We start from the raw sequence: 19,936 nt of genomic DNA, 5'->3' as shown, positions 1-19,936 counted from the left end.
CCGCGGGAGATCGGGCTACTGCGCGGCGCGCTCCAGGATCAGCTCGCGCACGCGGGCGGCATCGGCCTGGCCCTTCATCGCCTTCATGACGGCCCCGATGATGGCGCCGGCGGCCTGCACCTTGCCGCCCTTGATCTTCTCGAGCACGTCGGGCTGGGCGGCGAGGGCCTCGTCGATCGCCGCGATGAGCGCGCCGTCGTCCGAGACCACCGCGAGGCCACGGGCATCCACCACCTCCTGCGGCGTGCCCTCCCCCGCGATGACGCCCTCGAGCACCTGACGAGCGAGCTTGTCGGTGAGGGTGCCGGCGTCGATCAGCCGCTGCAGCGCCGCCACGTCGGCGGGCGAGACGAGCTCGGCGGGCTCGCGTCCCTCGGCGTTCGCGATGCGCGTGATCTCGCCCGTCCACCACTTGCGCGCCGCCTGCGGGGCGGCGCCGGCCGCGACCGTCGCCTCGACCTCGGCCAGGAGCCCGCCGTTGGCGACGTCCTGGAACTCCAGGTCGGTGAAGCCCCATTCGGCCTTCAGTCGGCGGCGCCGGGCCGCCGGGGGCTCGGGCAGTGCGGCGCGCAGCTCCTCGATCAGCTCGGCCGTCGGCTCGACGGGCAGCAGATCGGGCTCCGGGAAGTAGCGGTAGTCGTCGGCGTCCGACTTGGGGCGTCCGGGCGAGGTGACGCCCGTGTCCTCGTGCCAGTGCCGCGTCTCCTGCACGATGCGGCCGCCGTCCGCGAGGATCGCGGCCTGGCGCTGGATCTCGTAGCGCACGGCGCGCTCGACCGAGCGCATCGAGTTGACGTTCTTCGTCTCGGTGCGCGTACCGAGCTTCTCGGCGCCGCGGGCGCGCAGCGACACGTTGGCGTCGCAGCGGATGTTGCCGCGCTCCATGCGCGCCTCGCTGATGCCGAGCCCTATCGCGATGTCGCGGATGGTCGCGAGGTACGCCTTCGCCAGCTCGGGTGCGCGGTGCTCGGCGTCGAGGATCGGCTTCGTGACGATCTCGACGAGCGGCACGCCAGCGCGGTTGTAGTCGACGAGCGAGTGCTCGGCGCCCTGGATGCGGCCGGTCGATCCGCCGACGTGCGTGAGCTTGCCGGCGTCCTCCTCCATGTGCGCGCGCTCGATCGGGATCGTGTACGTCGTGCCGTCCGACAGCTCGACCTCCACCGAGCCCTCGAAGGCGATCGGCTCGTCGTACTGGCTGATCTGGTAGTTCTTGCCGAGGTCGGGGTAGAAGTAGTTCTTCCGCGCGAAGCGGCTCGACGGCGCGATCGAGCAGCCCAGCGCCAGCCCGAGGCTGATCGACTTGCGCACCGCCTCGCCGTTGACGACGGGCAGCGAGCCGGGCAGCCCCATGTCGACAGGCGCGACGAGCGTGTTCGGGCCCGCGTCGTGGTTCTCGGTGTGGGCGGGGTTGCCCGCCGACGAGAACATCTTGGTCCGCGTGTTGAGCTCGACGTGCACCTCGAGACCGATCACCGGCTCGTACAGCTCGAGCGCCTTGTCGAAGTCCATGAGTTCCGCGTGGGCCATGGGTTCAATCCTAGGTCGTCGCCGCGGTGTCCCCGATCCGCGGAACCGCCCCGGCCGGCGCGAGGAACGCGGCGGTGAGCGCCGCGACGGCATCCGACGCCGCGTGCTCGCGCAGCAGCGCCTCGGCCCCGCCGTGGCGCGCGTCGATCCGCTCGAGGGCGCCCCGCAGCAGCTCGGGCGGCGACGACACCGCCCGGTGCGCCGCGCCGCCAGGCAGCCGCGACAGGTCGGTGCCCGCGAAGAGGTCGCGGAGGTATGCCGCCCCCAGCACCTGCTCCGAGCGGGCGAAGTCGGCCAGCACGTCGGTGCGCGCGACACCGAGCGCCTCGAGGATGAGCGCCGTGACGACGCCGGTTCGGTCCTTCCCGGCCGTGCAGTGCACGAGCACCGGCCCGGGCGCGCTCGCGACCGTCTCGACCGCCGCCACGACGTCGGCGAGATGGCGGTCGATCATCACGTCGTACAGCTCCGCGAGGGTCTGGAAGCGGATGCTCGCCAGGCGGCCGCCGAAGACCGGCGCCTCCCGCACGTCGATCCCCGCCCGCTCCCAGACCGCGGGACTCAGCTCGCGCTCCCGGGGATCGCGCAGGTCGATCACGGTGGCGACGCCGAGGGAGCGCACGAGCTCGGCGATGCGGGTATCATCGCGCAGGGGCGCGGCCGAGCGATACAGGCGCCCCGGCGCGACGACGCCCTCCCGCGCCGGCAGCCCCCCGACGTCGCGGAGGTTGTGCAGCACGGCGCTCATGCCATGCCCCGGGTTCCGAGCACGGGCCGCCGCGGCAGGCGGGGAATGCTGTCGATCAGGCCGCGCGTGTACGGATGCTGCGGGCGCTCGAGGATCGCCTCGGTGTCGCCCTGCTCGACCACGCGCCCGCGGTGCATCACTGCGGTGTCCGCGCACAGCCGGTGCACGATGCCGAAGTCGTGCGACACGACGACGAGCGTGACGCCCTCGTGCTCCGCGAGCCGCCGCAGCAGCCGGATGACGTTGCGCCGCACCGAGACGTCCAGCGCCGACACCGGCTCGTCGGCGACGATCACCTCGGGGCGCGGCCCGATCGCCCGCGCGATCGCCACGCGCTGGCGCTGACCGCCCGAGAGCTCGTGGGGCCAGCGCCGCGCGAGCTCCGGTTCGAGCTCCACGGCCGCGAGCACCTCCGCCACCCGCGGCCGGGAGTCGACGCGCGGCTCGAGGATGCGCAGCGGCTCGGCGACGATGTCGCCCACCCGCATCCGGGGGTTGAGCGAGGCGAAGGGGTCCTGGAGCACGAGCTGCACGCGGCGGCGGAACCGCCGGGCGCCCGCCCCGCCGCGGGGCCCGGACGGTACCGGCTCGCCGCGGTACGCGACGGTGCCGGCGGTCGGCGTGAGCAGGCCGAGCAGCACGCGCGTGAGCGTGGTCTTGCCGGAGCCCGACTCGCCCACGATGCCGAGGCTGCGCCCCTGCTCGACGGCGAGCGAGACGCCCTCGAGCGCCGCGGCCGACCGGCGGGCGTAGCGATGGCTCACCTCGTGCAGGCGGAACAGCTCGGTCATGCGGCCACCTCCGCCTTCTCCTCGTGCGCGGGCTGCCAGCTCGTCTCGTACGCCGCGTCGACGAGCATCGCGGTATACGCGTCGGCCGGCGCGTCGATGAGCTGCCGCGGCGTGCCCTCCTCGACGATCCGTCCGCGCCGCATCACGACGATCCGATCGCACGTCTGCATGGCGACCGCCATGTCGTGCGTCACGAGGAGCAGGCCGCTTCCCGCCGCCGCGCACCGCTCCTCGAGCAGCCGGAGCACGCGGGCCTGCACCGTGACGTCGAGGGCCGTCGTTGGCTCATCGGCCACCACGAGCGACGGCCCCGCCGCCATGGCGCCCGCGATCACCACGCGCTGCCGCTGGCCGCCCGAGAGCTCGTGCGGGTAGCGGTGCACGATCGCCTCGGGCTCGGGAAGGCCCACCTCCGCCGCCAGGCGGTGCGACTCGCGCAGCCGCTCGGCGCGCGAGAGGCGTCGCCGCGCCATCAGTCCGCTGACGAGCTGGCGCCCCACCGTCTGCAGCGGATCGAGGGCCGTCGCCGGTTCCTGGAACACCATGCCGATGCGCGCGCCACGGAGGGCGGACAGCCGCCGCTCGTCCGCGCCGACGATCTCCTCGCCCTCGAACACGATGCTGCCGGCCACGGTGGCCGCGGACGGCAGGAGCCCGCTGAGGGCGAAGCACGTGAGTGACTTGCCGCTGCCGGATTCCCCGATGAGCCCCACGCGCTCCCCGGGTGCGACGGCGAACGAGACACCGTCGACGAGGCGCCGCCCGCCGATCTCGATCGTGAGGCCGGTGATGTCGAGAAGGCTCACAGCGTGGCTCCCTTGGGTTCGGGGCGCGCCGCCGCCGCGTCCTCGGCCGGCGTCGCGCGCGATCGCGGGTCGAGGACGTCGCGCAGGGCGTCGCCGAGCAGGTTGAATCCGAGCACCACGATCACGATCACCACCGCCGGGGCGATGAGGTACTCGGGGCGGACGACGATCTGCGACTGCAGATCGGCAAGCGAGCGCCCCCAGCTGGGCGTGGGCGGCGGCGTGCCGAAGCCGAGGTAGCTCAGCCCGGCCTCCGCCAGCGCGGCCGCCGCCATGATCTGCGTTGTGCGCACGATGAGGGTCGGCCCTACCGCCGGCAGCGCGTGCCGGGTCACGATGCGCCAGGTGCCGGCGCCGGCGGCGGTGGCGAGCAGCACGTGGTCGCTCAGCAGCGCACGGCGCAGCTCGGGCAGCACGGTCCGCGCGACGACGACCGACGCCGCCAGGCCGATCGAGATCGCGGCGACCCACGTCGACGCCCCGAATCCGGTGACGAGGATGATCGCGACGATCAGCGTCGGGAACGCGATCGCGATGTCGACGGCGCGCTCCAGCAACGACGACAGCGGTCGCGGCGTGAGCGCGAGGGCGAAGGCGATCGCGACGCCGAGAGCGGTCGCGATCCCGGTGGCCACGACCGTGGCGAGGAGGGTCACGCGCGCGCCCACGAGGAGCATGCTCACCTGATCCCGACCGAGCGAGTCGGTGCCCAGAGGGTGCGCGGGCGAGAACGGCTCCCAGCCGGCGGCGGGGTCGACGGCGAGCGGGTCGTACGGCGTCCACACGAGCGAGAGCACCGCGCTGCCGAGGAGCAGGACGACCGCGATGAGCCCGAAGACGCCACCGGGGCGGGACAGCAGCCGGCGGATCATGCGCGGGCCGCCCGGAGCCGGGGATCGACGATCCGGTACACGAGGTCGAGGAGGAGGGTCATGATCATGATGGTCGCCGTCAGCACGAGCAGCGTGCCCTGCACCTTTCCGAGGTCGCGCGTGTCGACATCCGCCAGGATCATCGATCCGATGCCCGGCAGGGCGAACACCCGCTCGACGATCACCGCGCCGGTGATGAGTCCCGCGGCCTCCAGCCCGACGACGGCGATGAGCGGCAGTGCCGTGTTCCGCAGGCCCTGGCGCAGCACGATCGCCGGCAGCCGCCACCCGCGCGAGCGCGAGGTGCGCACCCAGTCCTGCGCAAGCGCGTCCGCCGTGGCGGAGCGCACGAACCGCGCCAGCACGGCCGCCTGGGGCACGGCAAGCGTGACGGCGGGCAGCAGCAGCGATGCGAGGGCGCCGGCCGGGTCGCCCCACCGCTCCCGCGGGAATCCCTGCACGGGCAGGAGGTCGAGCTGCACAGCGAAGACGGTCACGAGCAGCAGGCCCAGCACGAAGGCGGGCACGGCGAGCCCGAGCTGCGTGAATGCGCCGATGAGCTGTCCGTACCAGCGCTCGCGGCCGACGGCGGCGAGGATGCCGAGCGGCAGCGCCACGAGCACGCTCATCGTCAGCGCCAGCAGGCACAGCGGCAGGGTGACCTGCATCTTCTCCCCGATCGCGGCGGCGACGGGACGGTTGTCGAGCAGCGAGACGCCGAGGTCGCCGCGGAGCGCGCCACCGAGCCACTCGAGGTAGCGCACGATCGCGGGACGATCGAGCCCCAGCTCGGCGCGGATGAGCGCCACCTGCTCGGCCGACGCGTCGATCCCCGCCCTGGTGAGCGCGAGATCGCCGGGCAGCAGGTCGATCGCGAAGAAGATCACGGCACTCGCGACGAGCAGCGACACCGCGAGCACGGCGAGCTGACCGAGGACCAGCCGCAGCGTGGCATGGTCGCGCGTCGATCGCGGCGACGGCGGTGCCGTGGAGACGTCCCGCTCCACGGCACCGCGCTCGGTCGTGATGGTCACCGCGCGGCGACCTGGATCCCGGACACGGGCAGGCGGTTCGCGATGCCGTCGACCGGGAAGCCGGTGACGTCGGCGCTCGCCACGATCGTGGCCGTCGGCGAGAAGAGCCAGTCGCTCACGGCCTGCTCGCTGATGTGGCGCGCGAGCTCGCGCAGCTTCTCGTTGCGCTCCTCGAGCTCAAGCGCCTCGCGGGCGTCCGCCACGAGCTGCTGCGCCGTCGCGTCGTCGTAGTTCCAGTAGTAGTCCGGGTTGCTGTAGTTCTTCGCGAGCGCCGGCGCGACGTGGAGCACCATCGTCATCTCGTAGTCGCCGCCCGTGAACACCTGCTCCAGCCAGCTCGAGAACTCCATCTGCTCGATCGTCACGTCGATGCCCACCTCGGCCAGCTGGGCGGCGACGTACTCGCTGATGCGGGTGTCGTACGTGTTCGAGACGCGGAAGGTGAGCTCGAGGTCCTCCTGGCCCGCCTCGGCCAGCAGCTCGCGCGCCGACTCGGGGTCGTACGCGTCGATGTCGGTCAGGTCCTCGTACCAGGGGTCGGCCGGGCTGGCCATGCTGCCCACGCGGGTGGCCTGGCCGCCGAGCACCTCGATGAGACCGTCCTTGTCGATCGCGCGGCGGATGGCGTGCCGCACGCGCTCGTCGTTCAGCGGCTCCACCGCGTTGTTGAAGCCGAGCGTCATCCAGCTGCGCGAGTCGCCCTCGGTGAGGGTGAACGCGTCGTCGCCCTCGAACATCGACAGCGTGTCGGCCGTCGTGGTCGTGAGCACGTCGATCTCCCCGGCCAGGAGCGCGTTCGCCGCGGTGGTGGCGTCGGTCATGTAGTGGAACACCACCTCCCGGTTCAGCGGCGCCTCGCCCCAGTAGTCGTCGTTGCGCTCGAGCGTGATCGTGCTGCCCTGGTTCCACTGGGTCACGGTGTAGGGCCCCGTGCCGTTGGTCTCGTTGGCGAGGTCGACGTCCGCCCCCTCCTCGAGAATGACGCCGGCGTTCGACGTCAGGGACTCGAGGAAGTCCGAGTCGCGGGAGGCGAGGGTGATCTCCAGCGTCGAGTCGTCGACGGGGGTGATCTCGTCGATGCCGGCGAAGAGGCCCGCGTCGGGGTTGAGCGAGTCGTCGGCGGCGGCCGCCTCGAGCGACCACACCACGTCGTCCATCGTGAGCGGCGAGCCGCTGTGGAACGCGACGTCGTCGCGGATCGTGAAGGTGTACGTGAGGCCGTCGTCGCTCACCGTCCAGTCCGTCGCGAGCGCCGGCTCGAAGCCGCCCTCGCCGTCCGCGTCGACGAGGCCCTCGTAGACGTTGGGGATGAGCAGCTGCTCGAGCGAGGCGCCGGACTGCGCGCTCACGTCGAGGCTCGTCGGCTCGAGGCCGACCTGGAGGTGGACGGTCGCGTCGGTGTCGGCGGCCGATTCCATTCCGGCCCCCGTGGCGCTCGTGCCGGTCGCCGAGGCGCAACCGGCGAGGACGAGCCCCGACACCGCGAGCAGCGGCAGGACGAGGAGCTTGCGTGACATGGGCTACCTTTCTGAAGAGCGCCGTGAGGGATCGGCGACCGTTGCGAAGCAGGACATCTAGATGTCTAAACGGGCAACGTGAACGATCGATGACGCGACGGCGACGACGAGGAGAAGGATGGGCCACACACCGCGCACCCGGCAGGGCGGCGTCCCCCTCTACCGGCGCATCGCGACGGAGCTCTGGGATCGGATCCAGAACGGCGCGCTCCAGCCGGGCGATCGCATGCCGAGCGAGGCCGAGCTCGCGGCCGAGTTCGACGTGAACCGGCTCACGGTGCGCCAGGCGGTCGTCGAGCTGCAGCGCCTCGGCGCCGTCGAGATCCGCCGCGGCACGGGCACGTTCGTGGCGACCCCGCCCGATCTCGTCGAGATCATCGCGCGCATCCCGGAGCGCGCGTCGGACGAGGATGCGACGCACGCCGCGCTCGCCGAGCACTCGGACGCCGGCGTGGACGAGCTGCGGCCGACGCGGCCGCTGCGACGCGTCGAGGAGCGGATCGTCGCCGTCACGGACGCGGCAGGGCGGCACGCCGACCTGGCCGCACAGGAGCTCGAGCTCGCCGCCGCCGACCTGTTCCGCCTCGACACCGTCATGGTCCGTGCCGGCCAGGCGTGGATCGTGAACAGCTACTGGTTCCCCCGGCGCCTCGAGGCGGTCGTCGACGCGCTGGCGGACCACGGCATGGTCATCGCCACGCTCCGCGACGGACTCGGGCTGGATCTGTCGTACCGGTGGCGCGCGTTCTCGGCCGTCGCGGCCGACTACGAAGAGGCGCGCCTGCTCGACGTGCCCACCGGCACGGCCCTGCTCGTGCGCGACGGCGTCACGGCGGATGCCACGGGTGATCCCGTGTTCTACGTGCGCCGGCGCCTGCGCGGCGACAACGCGAAGTTCGTGCTGCGGTACGGGTCCTGACCGCCGGCCACGGGCGGTCGCCGGTCAGGACCCGTGCGCGATCAGCCCAGCGCCGGGGCGCGGTCCAGCAGCGGGCCGCCCCACTCGTCGAGCAGCAGCGCCTCGAGCGCCGCACCCACCCGGTACAGTCGTGCGTCCTCTCGCGCGGGGGCGAGGAACTGGATGCCCACGGGGAGCCCGTCCTCGGCCGCGAGGCCCGACGGCACCGAGATGCCGGGGACGCCGGCGAGGTTCGCGGGAATCGTCGTGAGGTCGTTGAGGTACATCGCGAGCGGGTCGTCGATCTTCTCGCCGAGCTTGAACGCCGTGGTCGGCGCCGACGGCGTCGCGATGACGTCGACCTGTGCGAACGCCTCGGCGAAGTCGCGCTGGATGAGCGTGCGCACCTTCTGGGCGCTGCCGTAGTAGGCGTCGTAGTAGCCGGCCGACAGCGCGTAGGTGCCGAGGATGATGCGGCGCTTGACCTCGGGGCCGAAGCCCGCGTCGCGCGTGGCCGACATGACGTCCTCCACGGTGCCGCCGGGCACGTCGAGGCGCATGCCGAAGCGCACGGAGTCGAACTTGGCGAGGTTGCTCGACGCCTCGGCGGGCAGGATCAGGTAGTACGCCGCCACGGCGTACTCGAAGTGCGGGGCGCTGATCTCGACGATCTCGGCGCCCTGCGCCTCGAGCCGCGCGAGCGCCTCGCGGAACGATGCCGCCACGCCCGGCTGGAAGCCGACGTCGGGCAGCTCCTTCACCACACCGATCCGCAGGCCCTTGAGCACCTCGCCCGAGGCGCCCTCCGCCGCGGCGAGGGCCATGGATGGCCATTCGCCGGGGATCGAGGTGGAGTCGTTCGGATCGTGCCCCGCGATGATGTCCTGCAGCAGGCCCGCGTCGGCGACCGTGCGGGTGACGGGGCCGACCTGGTCGAGGCTGGAGGCCAGCGCGATCGCACCGTAGCGGCTCACGGCGCCGTACGTCGGCTTCACGCCGACCGTGCCGGTGACGTGCGCGGGCTGGCGGATCGATCCGCCCGTGTCCGAGCCGAGCGCCAGCGGAGCCTCGAACGCCGCGACGGCCGCGGCCGAGCCACCGCCCGATCCGCCGGGGATCCGGTCGAGGTCCCACGGGTTGCGCGTCGGGCCGTATGCCGAGTGCTCCGTCGACGAGCCCATCGCGAACTCGTCCATGTTCGTCTTGCCCAGCGGCACGAGCCCGGCGGCGCGGGCGCGGGCGACGACCGTGGCGTCGTAGGGCGACATGTACCCCTCGAGGATCCGCGATCCCGAGGTGGACGGCATGTCCGTGGTGACGAGCACGTCCTTGATCGCCAGCGGCACGCCCGCGAGCGGCGGCAGCTCCTCCCCCGCGGCACGGCGCTCGTCGATCGAGCGGGCCACATCGAGAGCGTGGTCGCTCACGTGCAGGAACGCGCCCACGCTGCCGTCCACCGCGGCGATACGGTCGAGGTGCGCCTGCGTGGCGTCGACGCTCGAGATCTCGCCGTCGGCGAGGTGCGCGGCCAGCTCGGCCGCCGACATCCGGATGACGTCGTCCATCACTGCTCCTCGCCCAGGATCGCGGTCACGCGGAACCGGTCGCCGTCCCGGTCGGGCGCGTTCTGCAGCGCCTCGTCGACCGTGAGCATGTTGCCGGGCTCATCGGGCCGGTACACGTTCTGCATCGGGATCGGGTGGCTCGTCGCGGGGACGTCGGCGGACGCGACCTCGCTGACCTTGGCGATGTTCTCGACGATCACGTCGAGCTCGCGGGTGAGGCGCGTCACCTCCTCGTCGCTCAGCTGGATCCGGGCGAGCACACCGAGATGGCGCACGAGATCGGGAGTGATTTCAGACACCCCACGAGTCTAGTCGGGCTCAGTCCTCGTCCTGCTCGGCCAGCACCCGGGCGGGCATGCCGTCGCGCGCCGCCTTCTTCGTCGCCGCGAGGATCTCCGGCTGATCGGCGTACTCCTCGTCGGCGATCTCGTCCATCTGCCGCTGCCACTCGCGCAGCGCGAGATCATGCGCCTTCAGCAGCGCCCTGCCGAGGCTCGCCGGCGGCTCCTGCGGCGCCCACTCGGCGAACTCGACGGCCTGGAGCAGACCGGATGCGTCCAGCTCCACCCGCACCTCGCGGCGCGGCGACCATGCCGAGGGACGCAGCGCCGTCATGCGCGCGGCCGCGCCCTGGGCGGCCGCGAGCCGCGCCCCCGCCTGCTCGCGCATCTTGGCGATCTGCTCTCGTGCCTCGTCGGCGTCGCGGAAGATCATGCGCGCTCCTCCCCCGTGGTCGCGGCGTCCTGCCGCGACGGCAGCATCGCCAGCAGACGCCTGCGCAGCGTGTCGTCGTGCAGCGCGGCCGCGCCCCCCGCGCTCACCATCGCGGGACGCCGCCGCTCGCGAGCCTCGCGCACCGTCGCCATGACGATCTCCTCGAGCTCTCCGGCCTCCAGCTCGGCGATCGACGGCGCGAAGCGCACGTCCGCCAGCAGCCCACGCTCGTCCAGTGTCACCGCCACCTCGCGGTCGGCCGATTCCACCGTCGTCGGCGTCACCTCGGCGATCTCCTGCTGCATGCGCATCGCGCGCTCCAGCTGCGCCGCGATCTGCTGCTGGACCTGTGCGTACTCGCGTCCGGCGTCCGTCATGTCGTCTCGCTCTCGATCCGTGTTCCTGCGAAGTCGGGTGCCCGGTGGTCGCGCGCGCCGCCGGTCACCGGAGGGTGCCCTGCATCAGCTGCGCGTACCGCACGCCCAGGCCGTGGGCGAGCTCCAGCCGCTGGATATCGCTCTCGACGTTGAACGAGAGCTGGTCGCAGACGTACACCGTCTGGCCAGCCGAGGCGATGAGCATGCGCGTGCGGCGCGCACCGGCGGGCGCCGCCGGCGCGCCGGCCTCGAGTAGGGGCCCCAGCACGCTCTGCAGCGCCGCGACGCCGGCCGGCTCGCACCAGATGTGCGTGCCCCCCGCGCGCGCGAGGTGCGTCATGCCCTGCACGTGGGGAGTGAAATAGGCGCGGCGCTTCAGGTCGTAGACCGCGTCGAACCAGCGGCCGCTCCCCACCATCACGTAGGCGCGCGGCACCGCGACGCCGGCGTCGACCGCGCTCACGCTGCGGAAGAACTGCGAGGGATGCACCCCGCCCACGAACGGGGCACGATCGTGCACGTACGCGTTCCTGCCGCCGAACGGTCCCCTGATCTCGTCCTCGACCGTGACGTCGACGCGCGCCAGCACGCCGGAGAGGATGTCCGGGCGCATCGACGCCGTCGGGGCGTACGACCAGCCGTGAGCGGCCGCCCACTCCCGCCGGCCCTCGCGAAGCGCTTCCCTCATGACAGGCGCCGTACCGCGGACGTCATCCGACGTTCCCGAGCGCGACGAGCGTCGCGAGCGCCTTCTGGATGGCGCCGATCGCCTCGACGAGCTCGTCGGCCAGCATCGCGCCCTTGCTGATGACGGTGACCAGCTCGTCCATCACGGTCGCGACATCGCCCGCCGTCTTCGCGATCGCGGTGCACGCCTGCGTGATGACGGCCGGCAGCGCGATGCCGCCGCTCGCCACCGTCTCGATGACGTAGATGATGAGCTTGCCGACGAGGTCGGCGATGATCGCCTTGGCGAGGTCGCGGATGGCGGCGACGACCTCCGACGCGATGATCATCCCGGATCCGATCCCGGCCGCACCGACGGCGAGACCCGCGGCTGCCTCGTGAAGCCGGCTCAGCGCCTCGCGGTACGCATCTCCCGCGGCACCGACCCAGACGGACACGGACTCGGTGATCAGCTGCTGGATCTCGGTGGCCTTCAGCTCCAGGGCGCCGGACACGTTCGTCCAGGTCTGGCCGAGGCTCTCGACCAGCGCCGGATTGCCGGCGAGCAGGTCGAGCTGCATCGGCAGCGGCGGCACATAGTCGAGCAGGAACGAGGCGACGGACGACGCGAGCGTGCCGAACGGGTCGATGACGGCGGCCGCGGTCGACGCGACCCCGGCGCCGACGGCGATGAGTCCGCTGGCCCAGTCGCCCTCGCCGAACTCGCGCGCCGCCGACACGATCTCGGCGGCGATCGGGATGTTCGACGCGATCGAGCCCAGCGGGTCCTGGATGAGCGACTCGTACGTGTGCAGGAAGTCGCCGGCGTCGGTGGCGATCAGATCGTTCACGCGGTGTCTCCGTTCCGCATCGATGAGCGCGCGGCGCCGGGATCACGCAGGGATGACATCGGGACCTCCATCGGTGCGGGGCGGGAAGTACGGCGCCGGCCGCACATCGGGCTGGATCGGGTCGTAGCGCGGAATGTGCGGCTGCGACGGCCCGGGCGGCAGGTGCGGCATGGGCGGACGCGATCCGTCCGGATCGAGTGGGCGATACGGCGAGCTCGGGTCGAAGCCGCGCCACCGCTCGGCGCTGTCCTCGTCGGCGCGGCGATACTCGTCGCATGCCTCACGGGCGCGGGACGCGAGGCGCTCGAGCGCCTCGATGAGCGCGTTGATGCCGGCGCCCTCGCGCGTGCCGAGATACGTGGCGGCCGGAGTGAAGAACGAGCACAGCAGCCCGAACGCCGCCGGCGTCAGCGCGAGGTTGAACGTCGCCGCTCCCCGGATGTCGCCGAAGCCGTCCGACACCGACTGCACGGCGCCGCCCGCGCGGCACATGCCCTCCAGCTCGACCTCGAAGCCCTGTGCCTGCATCGAAGACTCCCCCCGTCTGTCGTCACCCCGTGCGGGTGTCCTCCCGTCACGATACGGCGACCGCGCGAATCCCGCGATGAGTACAACTCCCCATGCCGGCCTCGTGCCGTCAGCCGCCGAGCTTCTCCTGGAGCTGCTGCTTCACCTGGCGGCGCAGGACCTTGCCGATCATGGACTTCGGCAGCTCATCGACCACGACGAGTCGCCGCGGCGCCTTGTAGGGCGTGAGCACCTTCTTCACGAACGACCGCACCTCCTCCGGGTCGAACTCGGGGGTGCCGTCGAGCACGACCGCCGCGACGACCTCCTCGCCGTTCGCGCCCGGCATGCCGACGACGGCGGCGTCCGCGATGGCCGGGTGCTGGCGCAGCGCGCTCTCCACCTCGGTGGGCGCCACGTTGAAGCCGCCCGTGATGATGAGCTCCTTGAGGCGGTCGACCACGCGGAAGAAGCCGTCCTCGTCCATCTCGACGATGTCGCCCGTGCGGAACCAGCCGTCGAGGAAGACGCGCTCGGTCTCCTCGGGCTTGCCGTAGTACCCGCCGAAGACCTGCGGTCCGCGCACGACGAGCTCGCCCGCCTGCCCCTGCGGCACGTCCTCGCCCGTGTCGGGATCCACGACGCGGCATTCGGTGCCCGGCAGCGGCAGGCCGATGGAGCCGGCCTTGCGGTGCGGCGCCACGGGGTTCACGATCAGCACCGGCGAGCACTCCGACAGGCCGTACCCCTCGACGAGGTAGCCCTTCGTCTCGGCCTCCCACGGCTCGACGAGCGCCGGGTCGAGCGCCATGGCGCCGGACACGCCGATCCGCGTGCCCTCGAGCGAGACGCCCTTCTCCTGCGCGCGGGCGAGCAGGCGCTGCGCGATCGGGGGCACCGCAGGCAGCACGGTCGCGGGGTGCTTCTTCGTGACGGCGAGCACCATGTCCGGGTCGAACTTCGGGAACAGCACGAGCCGCGCGGCCTGCGACATCGCGAACGTGAGGCACAGCGTGAGCCCGTATGCGTGGAACATCGGCAGCACGGCGTAGACGACGGTGCCGAGCCCGCGCTTCACCTCGGGGATCCACGCGCGCGCCTGCGCCGCGTTCGCGAGCAGGTTGCGGTGCGTCAGCGCGGCCCCCTTGGGGTCGCCGGTCGTGCCGCTCGTGTACTGGATGATCGCGACGTCGTCCGTTTCCGGGCCGGGCAGGTCGGGGTCGAGCGGCGCGTGCCCGACGATCCGCTCCCACTCGACGGCACCGCGCACCGGCTCCGTGAGCTGCCGACGCGACTCCCGCAGCTTCGGGATCGGCAGCCGCAGCGCGAACTGCATGACGGCGGGCATGCCCTTGGTCACGTCCACCGAGATGAGCGTCTCCACCGCCAGATCCGCCGGGAACTCCTGGACGGTCTTGGCGACCTTGCTCCACACGATCGCGTGCTTGGCGCCGTGGTCCTCGAACTGCTTGCGCAGCTCGCGCGGCGTGTAGAGCGGGTTGTGCTCGACGACGATCGCGCCCAGGCGCAGCACGGCGTAGAACGCGATGATGTGCTGCGAGCAGTTCGGCAGGATGATCGCGACCGGGTCGCCCTTGCGCACGCCCTGCGCGCGCAGCCCGGCGGCGGCGCGCTCGATGGCGGCGGCCAGCGCCGCGTAGGTCGTCTCACGGCCGAAGAACTGCAGCGCGGGCGCGGCGGGGAAGTCGCGCGCCGAGTCGGCGACGAGATCCATCAGCGAGCCGGAGATCGGCGCCAAGTCCTCGGGCACGCCCTCGGCGTACGAGGCGGTCCACGGGCGGGGCGGATCGAACACGGTGGTCACCCTGCCATTGTACGGGGCGGTCCCGCCGACGGCCGGACTGCGCCCTGCCCGCGCGGAACGCGTGCGAGCATGGCGCCGTCGGGCCCGTACGTCAGGACTCGCGGCTCGGGCGCACGCCCTCGAGCACGATGGCGCCGGTGCGCGTGAACTCGTCCTGGATGTCGTCCTGGCCCGCCCTCTCCGCGCGGAAGGTGGCCAGGCTCACGACGACGGCCGCGAGCAGCGCGAGGACGAAGCCGGGCAGCAGCTCGTAGAGGTCCGAGACGGGCGCGGGCAGGTACTGCCACGTGAAGACGACCACCGAGCCCACGACCATTCCGGCCAGCGCACCCCAGGTCGTCAGCCGGCGCCAGAACAGCGACAGCAGGATGAGCGGACCGAACGCCGCGCCGAAGCCCGCCCACGCGAAGCCCACGAGAGCCAGGATCGAGCTGTTGGGATCGAGTGCCAGCACCATCGCCACGATCGAGACGACGAGCACACCGGCGCGCCCGAGCCAGAGGCCGCCCTGCGCGGAGGGCTTGCGGCGGAAGAAGGCCTGGGCGATGTCGTCGACGAGCGCCGAGGAGGAGACGATCAGCTGGCTCGAGATCGTCGACATGATGGCGGCGACGACGGCGGCGAGCACGAGACCCGCGATGAACGGGTGGAACAGCGTCTGCGCCATCACGAGCACGACCGTCTCGGCCGTCACCTCGTCGAGCACGACCCCCTGCTGGCGCAGATACGCGATGCCGATGAATCCGGCGAGCACCGTGCCCAGCAGCGACACGACCATCCAGCCCATGCCGATGCGCCGGGCGATCTTCGCCTCCTTCGCGCTGCGCAGCGCCATGAAGCGCACGATGATGTGCGGCTGACCGAAGTAGCCGAGGCCCCAGGCCGCGGCCGAGACGACGGCGAGCACGCTCGCGCCCGTCACCTCGCCGCCGAACCACGACGCCTGCTCGGCGGTGAGCTGCCCCGTGACCTCGTCGAGGCTGCCGACGGCGATGAAGGCGAGGATCGGGACCGCGATGAGGGCGAGCATCATCATGATGCCCTGCACGAAGTCGGTGAACGAGGCACCGAGGAAGCCGCCGAACAGCGAGTACAGCACGGTGATGCCGCCCACGAGGAGCATGCCGATGAGGTAGACGTTCGCCCCGTCGTCGAAGAGCGCGCCGAACGAGCTCTCGAAGAACTTGCCGCCCGCGACCATGCCGCTGGACACGTACAGCGTGAAGAAGACGAGGATGACGATGCCGGCGACGATCCGCAGCACGCGCGAGCGGTCGTGCAGCCGGTTCTCGAAGAAGGTGGGGACGGTGAGCGCGTTGCCCGCCACCTCGGTGTAGGCGCGCAGGCGCGGCGCGACGAGCTTCCAGTTCAGATACGCGCCGATGGTGAGGCCGATGGCCATCCACGCCTCCATGAGGCCGGAGAGGTAGATCGCGCCGGGCAGGCCCATCATGAGCCAGCCCGACATGTCGGAGGCGCCGGCGCTGAGCGCGGCCACCGGTGCGGGCAGGTTGCGCCCGCCGAGGACGTAGTCCTCGTCGCTCTTGGTCTGCGTGAACCCGTAGAAGCCGATCGCGATCATCGCCGCGAAGTACACGGCGAGGGCGATGAGGTAGACGACGGTGTCGGACATGACAGGAGATCCTCCCTGATCGGTGCAGCCGCCACGATACGGGCAGACGCTGACGGGGTCTCGGATCTCGGCTTGCTAGACACGCGCGCGTCGCGCGCACGCGTAGGGAGGAGGAGCGGTCGATGCAAGTCGGCCGCCCCGGCGCCGCGCCCGCCGGCGCGCCGCGCCGGTCTCACCAGCGGTCGTGCACGAGCGGCCGGATCGCCTCGTCGTAGAGGTCGCGCACGCCGTCGAGGAACTCCTGCGGCAGCGGGCCGACCTCACCGGCGGCGGCGTTCGCCCTCGCCTGCTCCGGGTTGCGGGCACCGGGGATGACGGTGGTCACCCCGGGCTGCTGCGCCACCCACGCCAGGGCGGCGGTGGCGGGCTCGAGGCCCGCGGCGCGCGCGAGCTCGGCGAAGCGGCCGGCCGCGTCGACGCCGACCTCGTAGTCGACGCCCGAGAACGTCTCTCCCACGTCGAACGCCTCGCCGCGCCGGTTGTAGCTGCGGTGGTCGTTCTGCGCGAACGTCGTCTCGCGCGTGTACCGTCCGCTCAGGAGCCCGCTCGCCAGCGGCACGCGCGCGATGATGCCCACGCCGGCGTCGACGGCGGCGGGCAGCACCTCGTCGAGTGGCTTGCGCCGGAAGGCGTTGAGGATGATCTGGACGCTCGCCACCGAGGGCCGCGCGATCGCGCGGCGCGCCTCGGCGGCCGTCTCGACGCTCACGCCGTAGCTCGCGATCGCACCCTCGGAGACGAGGGTGTCGAGGTCGTCGAAGACCCGGTCGGCCTCGTACACGTCGCTCGTCGGGCAGTGCAGCTGCACGAGGTCGAGGGTGTCTACGCCCAGGTTGCGGCGCGAGCGGTCGGTCCACGCGCGGAAGTTGTCGAGGGTGGCGTGTGCGAGGTCGGGCGCCTCCGCCCGCCGGATCATCTTCGTCGCCACCGTGACGCCCGCGTCGGGGTGCGCGCGCAGCCAGCCGCCGATGAGCTGCTCGCTGCGGCCGTCGCCGTAGACGTCGGCGGTGTCGAAGAAGGTCACGCCGGCCTCGTGCGCGGCATCGAGCACGGCGAGGGCGTCGCTCTCGGCGACGTCGCCCCAGTCCGCGCCCAGCTGCCACGTGCCGAGGCCGATGATCGAGCTGTCGCGTCCGGTGCGTCCGAGGGTGCGCTGCTCCATGGCTCCAGCCTAGGGCGTCACGCCGTCGTCCTGCGCGGCGGGCGGGAGCGCGTCCGGACCCTCAGTCACGAGCAGGTGGAACGCGGCCGCGTCGATGATCCGCACGCCCAGCGCCTCGGCCTTGGCCAGCTTCGAGCCCGCGCCGGGGCCGGCGGCGACGAAGTCGGTCTTCTTGCTCACGCTCGAGGCCGCCTTGCCGCCGGCGCGGATGATCGCCTCCTGCGCGCCCTCGCGCGTGTAGCCCTCGAGCGACCCGGTCGCGACGACCGTGATGCCATCGAGCACGCCGCCGGCGGATGCCGCGCCGGGGCCGGGGTGGCCCGGCGTCTCGAACCGGACGCCCGCGGCGGTCCACCGCTCGACGATCTCGCGGTGCCAGTCGACCTCGAACCACTCCAGGAGCGAGTCGGCGATGATCGGGCCGACCCCCTCGACCGCCGCGAGCTCGTCGCGCGAGGCGGCGCGGATCGCCTCGAGCGACCCGAACCAGCCGGCCAGGGCGCGCGCCGCCACCGGCCCGACGTGGCGGATGTTGAGCGCCACGAGCAGGCGCCACAGGTCCTTCGTCTTCGCCTTCTCGAGCTCGTCGAGCAGCTTGAGCGCCTGCGACGAGACGATGTGCGTCTCGTTCCCGTCGAACGGTCCGTTCGGATCGAACGGCGGATCGGCGTCCTTGCCCGACGGCTTCCGCTTGCGCCGGAACGGGCTGCGGGGCTTGGCGCGCCCGGAGGCGTCCTCGCGCGGCAGGCCGGTCTCGGGGTCGCGCACGACCACGTCGATCGGGAACAGGTCCTCGAGCCGGAGGTCGAACAGTCCGGCCTCCGTGCGCAGCGGCGGATCGGCGGGCACGTCGGGCTGGGTGAGCGCGGCGGCGGTGACCTCGCCGAGCGCCTCGATGTCGAGCGCGCCGCGGGATCCGATGTGCTCCACGCGGCCGCGCACCTGCGCGGGGCAGTCCTTGCCGTTGGGGCAGCGGAGGTCGATGTCGCCCTCCTTCATGGGCCGCAGCGGTGTGCCGCACTCGGGGCACGCGCTCGGCATGACGAACGCCCTCTCGGATCCGTCGCGCTTCTCGACGACGGGGCCGAGCACCTCGGGGATGACGTCGCCCGCCTTGCGCAGCACGACGGTGTCTCCGATGAGCACGCCCTTGGCCTTGACGACGTCCTGGTTGTGCAGCGTCGCCTGGCGCACGACCGATCCGGCCACGTGCGCGGGCTCCATGACGGCGTACGGTGTGGCGCGGCCGGTGCGCCCGACCGACACGACGATGTCGAGCAGGCGCGTGTGGACCTCCTCCGGCGGGTACTTGTACGCGATCGCCCAGCGCGGGGCGCGGCTGGTCATGCCGAGCTCGTCGTGCAGCGCGAGCTCGTCCACCTTGACGACGATGCCGTCCAGCTCGTGGTCGACGGCGTGCCGGTTCTCGCCGAAGTGCGCGACGAACGACACGACCTCGTCCACGCCCTGGCACACGCGCGCGTGCGGGCTGGTCGGCAGTCCCCACGCGGCGAGCAGCTCGTACACCTCGCTCTGGGCCGCGACGGGCGGATCGGGCCACGCGCCGATGCCGTGCACGTACAGCCGCAGCGAGCCGACCCGCTCGAGCGCCGCCTCGAGCTCGAGGCCCTGCTTCTTCTCGATCTGCTGACGCAGGCCGCCGCTGGCGGCGTTGCGCGGGTTCGCGAAGGCCGGGAAGCGCCGCGCGGCCGCGGCGGTCGCCTGCGCCTCGTCGAACGCGCGCCCGCGCTCGCGGGCGCGCTCGCGCGCCTCGCGCACCGCGCGCTCCCGGAACTGTGCCTGCAGCGCGTTGAGCCGCTCGAAGGCGGCGACGGGGATGAACACCTCGCCGCGCACCTCGACGATCGCGGGATGCCCCTCCCCCGAGAGCCGCTCGGGGATGTCGGCCAGGCGGAGGGCGTTCTCCGTCACGATCTCGCCCACGCGGCCGTCGCCGCGCGTGGCGGCCGAGGTGAGCACGCCGTCCTCGTAGCGCAGCGAGATGGCCAGACCGTCGATCTTCAGCTCCGTCAGCCACGCCACCTCGCGGCCGGCCGCCGCCTGCGTCTTGGCGCACCAGTCGCGCAGCTCGTCGACGGAGAACACGTTGTCGAGGCTGAGCATGCGCTCGGCGTGCTCGATCGTCGCCAGCTCCGTGCCGTCCGCGGCGCCCACGGCCTGCGTCGGCGAGTCCTGGCCCTGCAGCTCGGGATAGCGGCGCTCGAGCGCCTCGAGCCGGCGCATCCACCCGTCGTAGGTCGCGTCGTCCACGAGCGAGGCGTCGCGCCCGTAGTACGCCTCCTTCGCCTCGAGGATCCGCTCCGTGAGCGCGCGTGCCTCGGCGCGCGCCTCGTCGAGGGTCAGCTGCTCGATCTCATCCGCCACACCCCGAGTCTAGATTCGGCCTGCGACATCCCCCGGGGGCTTGCGCCGCGCGGGC

Annotated in this window: 19 protein-coding genes; 1 reads left to right on the top strand and 18 read right to left on the bottom strand. The window is 72.4% G+C overall.

Features of this window, described 5'->3' with window-relative positions; translation table 11 throughout:
• Positions 1-15: 15 nt before the first annotated feature.
• Genes gatB through ACYVJ0_RS00910 form a run of 7 tightly spaced genes read right to left on the bottom strand, consistent with a single transcriptional unit; the run spans position 16 to position 7,298 of the window.
• Complete coding sequence (gene gatB, locus ACYVJ0_RS00940; RefSeq protein WP_460815389.1) at positions 16-1,530, bottom strand: Asp-tRNA(Asn)/Glu-tRNA(Gln) amidotransferase subunit GatB; 1,515 nt, start codon at positions 1,528-1,530, stop codon at positions 16-18.
• A 10-nt stretch (positions 1,531-1,540) separates the two neighbouring features.
• Positions 1,541-2,278 carry a tyrosine-protein phosphatase gene (locus ACYVJ0_RS00935; RefSeq protein ID WP_460815388.1) on the bottom strand — a complete coding sequence of 246 codons (738 nt, stop codon included), beginning with the start codon at positions 2,276-2,278 and terminating at the stop codon, positions 1,541-1,543.
• Entirely contained in the window at positions 2,275-3,069 is a 795-nt protein-coding gene (locus ACYVJ0_RS00930; protein ID WP_449853238.1) for an ABC transporter ATP-binding protein, read from the bottom strand. The genes ACYVJ0_RS00935 and ACYVJ0_RS00930 overlap by 4 nt, the downstream gene beginning before the upstream one ends.
• Complete coding sequence (locus ACYVJ0_RS00925; protein ID WP_449853239.1) at positions 3,066-3,875, bottom strand: ABC transporter ATP-binding protein; 810 nt, start codon at positions 3,873-3,875, stop codon at positions 3,066-3,068. Before ACYVJ0_RS00925 ends, ACYVJ0_RS00930 begins: the two co-directional genes overlap by 4 nt.
• Positions 3,872-4,747 carry an ABC transporter permease gene (locus ACYVJ0_RS00920; protein ID WP_460815385.1) on the bottom strand — a complete coding sequence of 292 codons (876 nt, stop codon included), beginning with the start codon at positions 4,745-4,747 and terminating at the stop codon, positions 3,872-3,874. Before ACYVJ0_RS00920 ends, ACYVJ0_RS00925 begins: the two co-directional genes overlap by 4 nt.
• Complete coding sequence (locus tag ACYVJ0_RS00915; RefSeq protein WP_449853241.1) at positions 4,744-5,781, bottom strand: ABC transporter permease; 1,038 nt, start codon at positions 5,779-5,781, stop codon at positions 4,744-4,746. Before ACYVJ0_RS00915 ends, ACYVJ0_RS00920 begins: the two co-directional genes overlap by 4 nt.
• Positions 5,778-7,298 (bottom strand): ABC transporter substrate-binding protein, encoded by a 1,521-nt coding sequence (locus tag ACYVJ0_RS00910; RefSeq protein WP_460815383.1) that lies wholly within the window; start codon positions 7,296-7,298, stop codon positions 5,778-5,780. Before ACYVJ0_RS00910 ends, ACYVJ0_RS00915 begins: the two co-directional genes overlap by 4 nt.
• A 118-nt stretch (positions 7,299-7,416) precedes the next feature.
• On the opposite strand from ACYVJ0_RS00910, the gene ACYVJ0_RS00905 reads away from it, so the two are divergent.
• Positions 7,417-8,217 (top strand): GntR family transcriptional regulator, encoded by an 801-nt coding sequence (locus tag ACYVJ0_RS00905; RefSeq protein WP_449853243.1) that lies wholly within the window; start codon positions 7,417-7,419, stop codon positions 8,215-8,217.
• A 41-nt stretch (positions 8,218-8,258) separates the two neighbouring features.
• Here ACYVJ0_RS00905 and gatA read toward each other — a convergent pair whose 3' ends face one another.
• The 11 genes from gatA to ligA all read right to left on the bottom strand — a co-directional run bounded on the left by gatA (position 8,259) and on the right by ligA (position 19,881).
• Positions 8,259-9,761 (bottom strand): Asp-tRNA(Asn)/Glu-tRNA(Gln) amidotransferase subunit GatA, encoded by a 1,503-nt coding sequence (gene gatA, locus ACYVJ0_RS00900; RefSeq protein ID WP_460815380.1) that lies wholly within the window; start codon positions 9,759-9,761, stop codon positions 8,259-8,261.
• Positions 9,761-10,060, bottom strand: coding sequence for an Asp-tRNA(Asn)/Glu-tRNA(Gln) amidotransferase subunit GatC (gene gatC / locus ACYVJ0_RS00895; RefSeq protein WP_460815379.1), 300 nt, complete (start codon positions 10,058-10,060; stop codon positions 9,761-9,763). Before gatC ends, gatA begins: the two co-directional genes overlap by 1 nt.
• Before the next feature lie 19 nt (positions 10,061-10,079).
• On the bottom strand, positions 10,080-10,475 hold the full coding sequence (locus ACYVJ0_RS00890; protein WP_460815377.1) for a hypothetical protein: 396 nt from the start codon (positions 10,473-10,475) through the stop codon (positions 10,080-10,082).
• Positions 10,472-10,852 carry a YbaB/EbfC family nucleoid-associated protein gene (locus ACYVJ0_RS00885; protein WP_460815375.1) on the bottom strand — a complete coding sequence of 127 codons (381 nt, stop codon included), beginning with the start codon at positions 10,850-10,852 and terminating at the stop codon, positions 10,472-10,474. Before ACYVJ0_RS00885 ends, ACYVJ0_RS00890 begins: the two co-directional genes overlap by 4 nt.
• 64 nt (positions 10,853-10,916) lie before the next feature.
• Positions 10,917-11,540: a hypothetical protein gene (locus ACYVJ0_RS00880; RefSeq protein ID WP_460815374.1), complete on the bottom strand. Its 624-nt coding sequence runs from the start codon at positions 11,538-11,540 to the stop codon at positions 10,917-10,919.
• Between the two features lie 22 nt (positions 11,541-11,562).
• The gene (locus ACYVJ0_RS00875) at positions 11,563-12,369 is read right to left on the bottom strand and encodes a hypothetical protein (protein ID WP_460815372.1); all 807 of its coding nucleotides are present in this window, start codon (positions 12,367-12,369) and stop codon (positions 11,563-11,565) included.
• Positions 12,370-12,411: 42 nt separating this feature from the next.
• Complete coding sequence (locus ACYVJ0_RS00870) at positions 12,412-12,897, bottom strand: hypothetical protein (protein WP_449853250.1); 486 nt, start codon at positions 12,895-12,897, stop codon at positions 12,412-12,414.
• Between the two features lie 109 nt (positions 12,898-13,006).
• Positions 13,007-14,701, bottom strand: coding sequence for a long-chain-fatty-acid--CoA ligase (locus ACYVJ0_RS00865; RefSeq protein ID WP_460815371.1), 1,695 nt, complete (start codon positions 14,699-14,701; stop codon positions 13,007-13,009).
• 91 nt (positions 14,702-14,792) lie between these two features.
• On the bottom strand, positions 14,793-16,334 hold the full coding sequence (putP, locus tag ACYVJ0_RS00860) for a sodium/proline symporter PutP (RefSeq protein ID WP_460815369.1): 1,542 nt from the start codon (positions 16,332-16,334) through the stop codon (positions 14,793-14,795).
• Positions 16,335-16,506: 172 nt separating this feature from the next.
• Entirely contained in the window at positions 16,507-17,496 is a 990-nt protein-coding gene (locus ACYVJ0_RS00855) for an aldo/keto reductase (protein ID WP_460815368.1), read from the bottom strand.
• A gap of 9 nt (positions 17,497-17,505) precedes the next feature.
• Entirely contained in the window at positions 17,506-19,881 is a 2,376-nt protein-coding gene (ligA, locus tag ACYVJ0_RS00850; RefSeq protein ID WP_460815366.1) for an NAD-dependent DNA ligase LigA, read from the bottom strand.
• Between the last annotated feature and the right edge of the window lie 55 nt (positions 19,882-19,936).

This window comes from Microbacterium petrolearium (assembly GCF_054782875.1).
The sequence above is the reverse complement of the archived record's forward strand: the minus strand, read 5'-3'. Positions and strand labels throughout refer to the sequence as shown.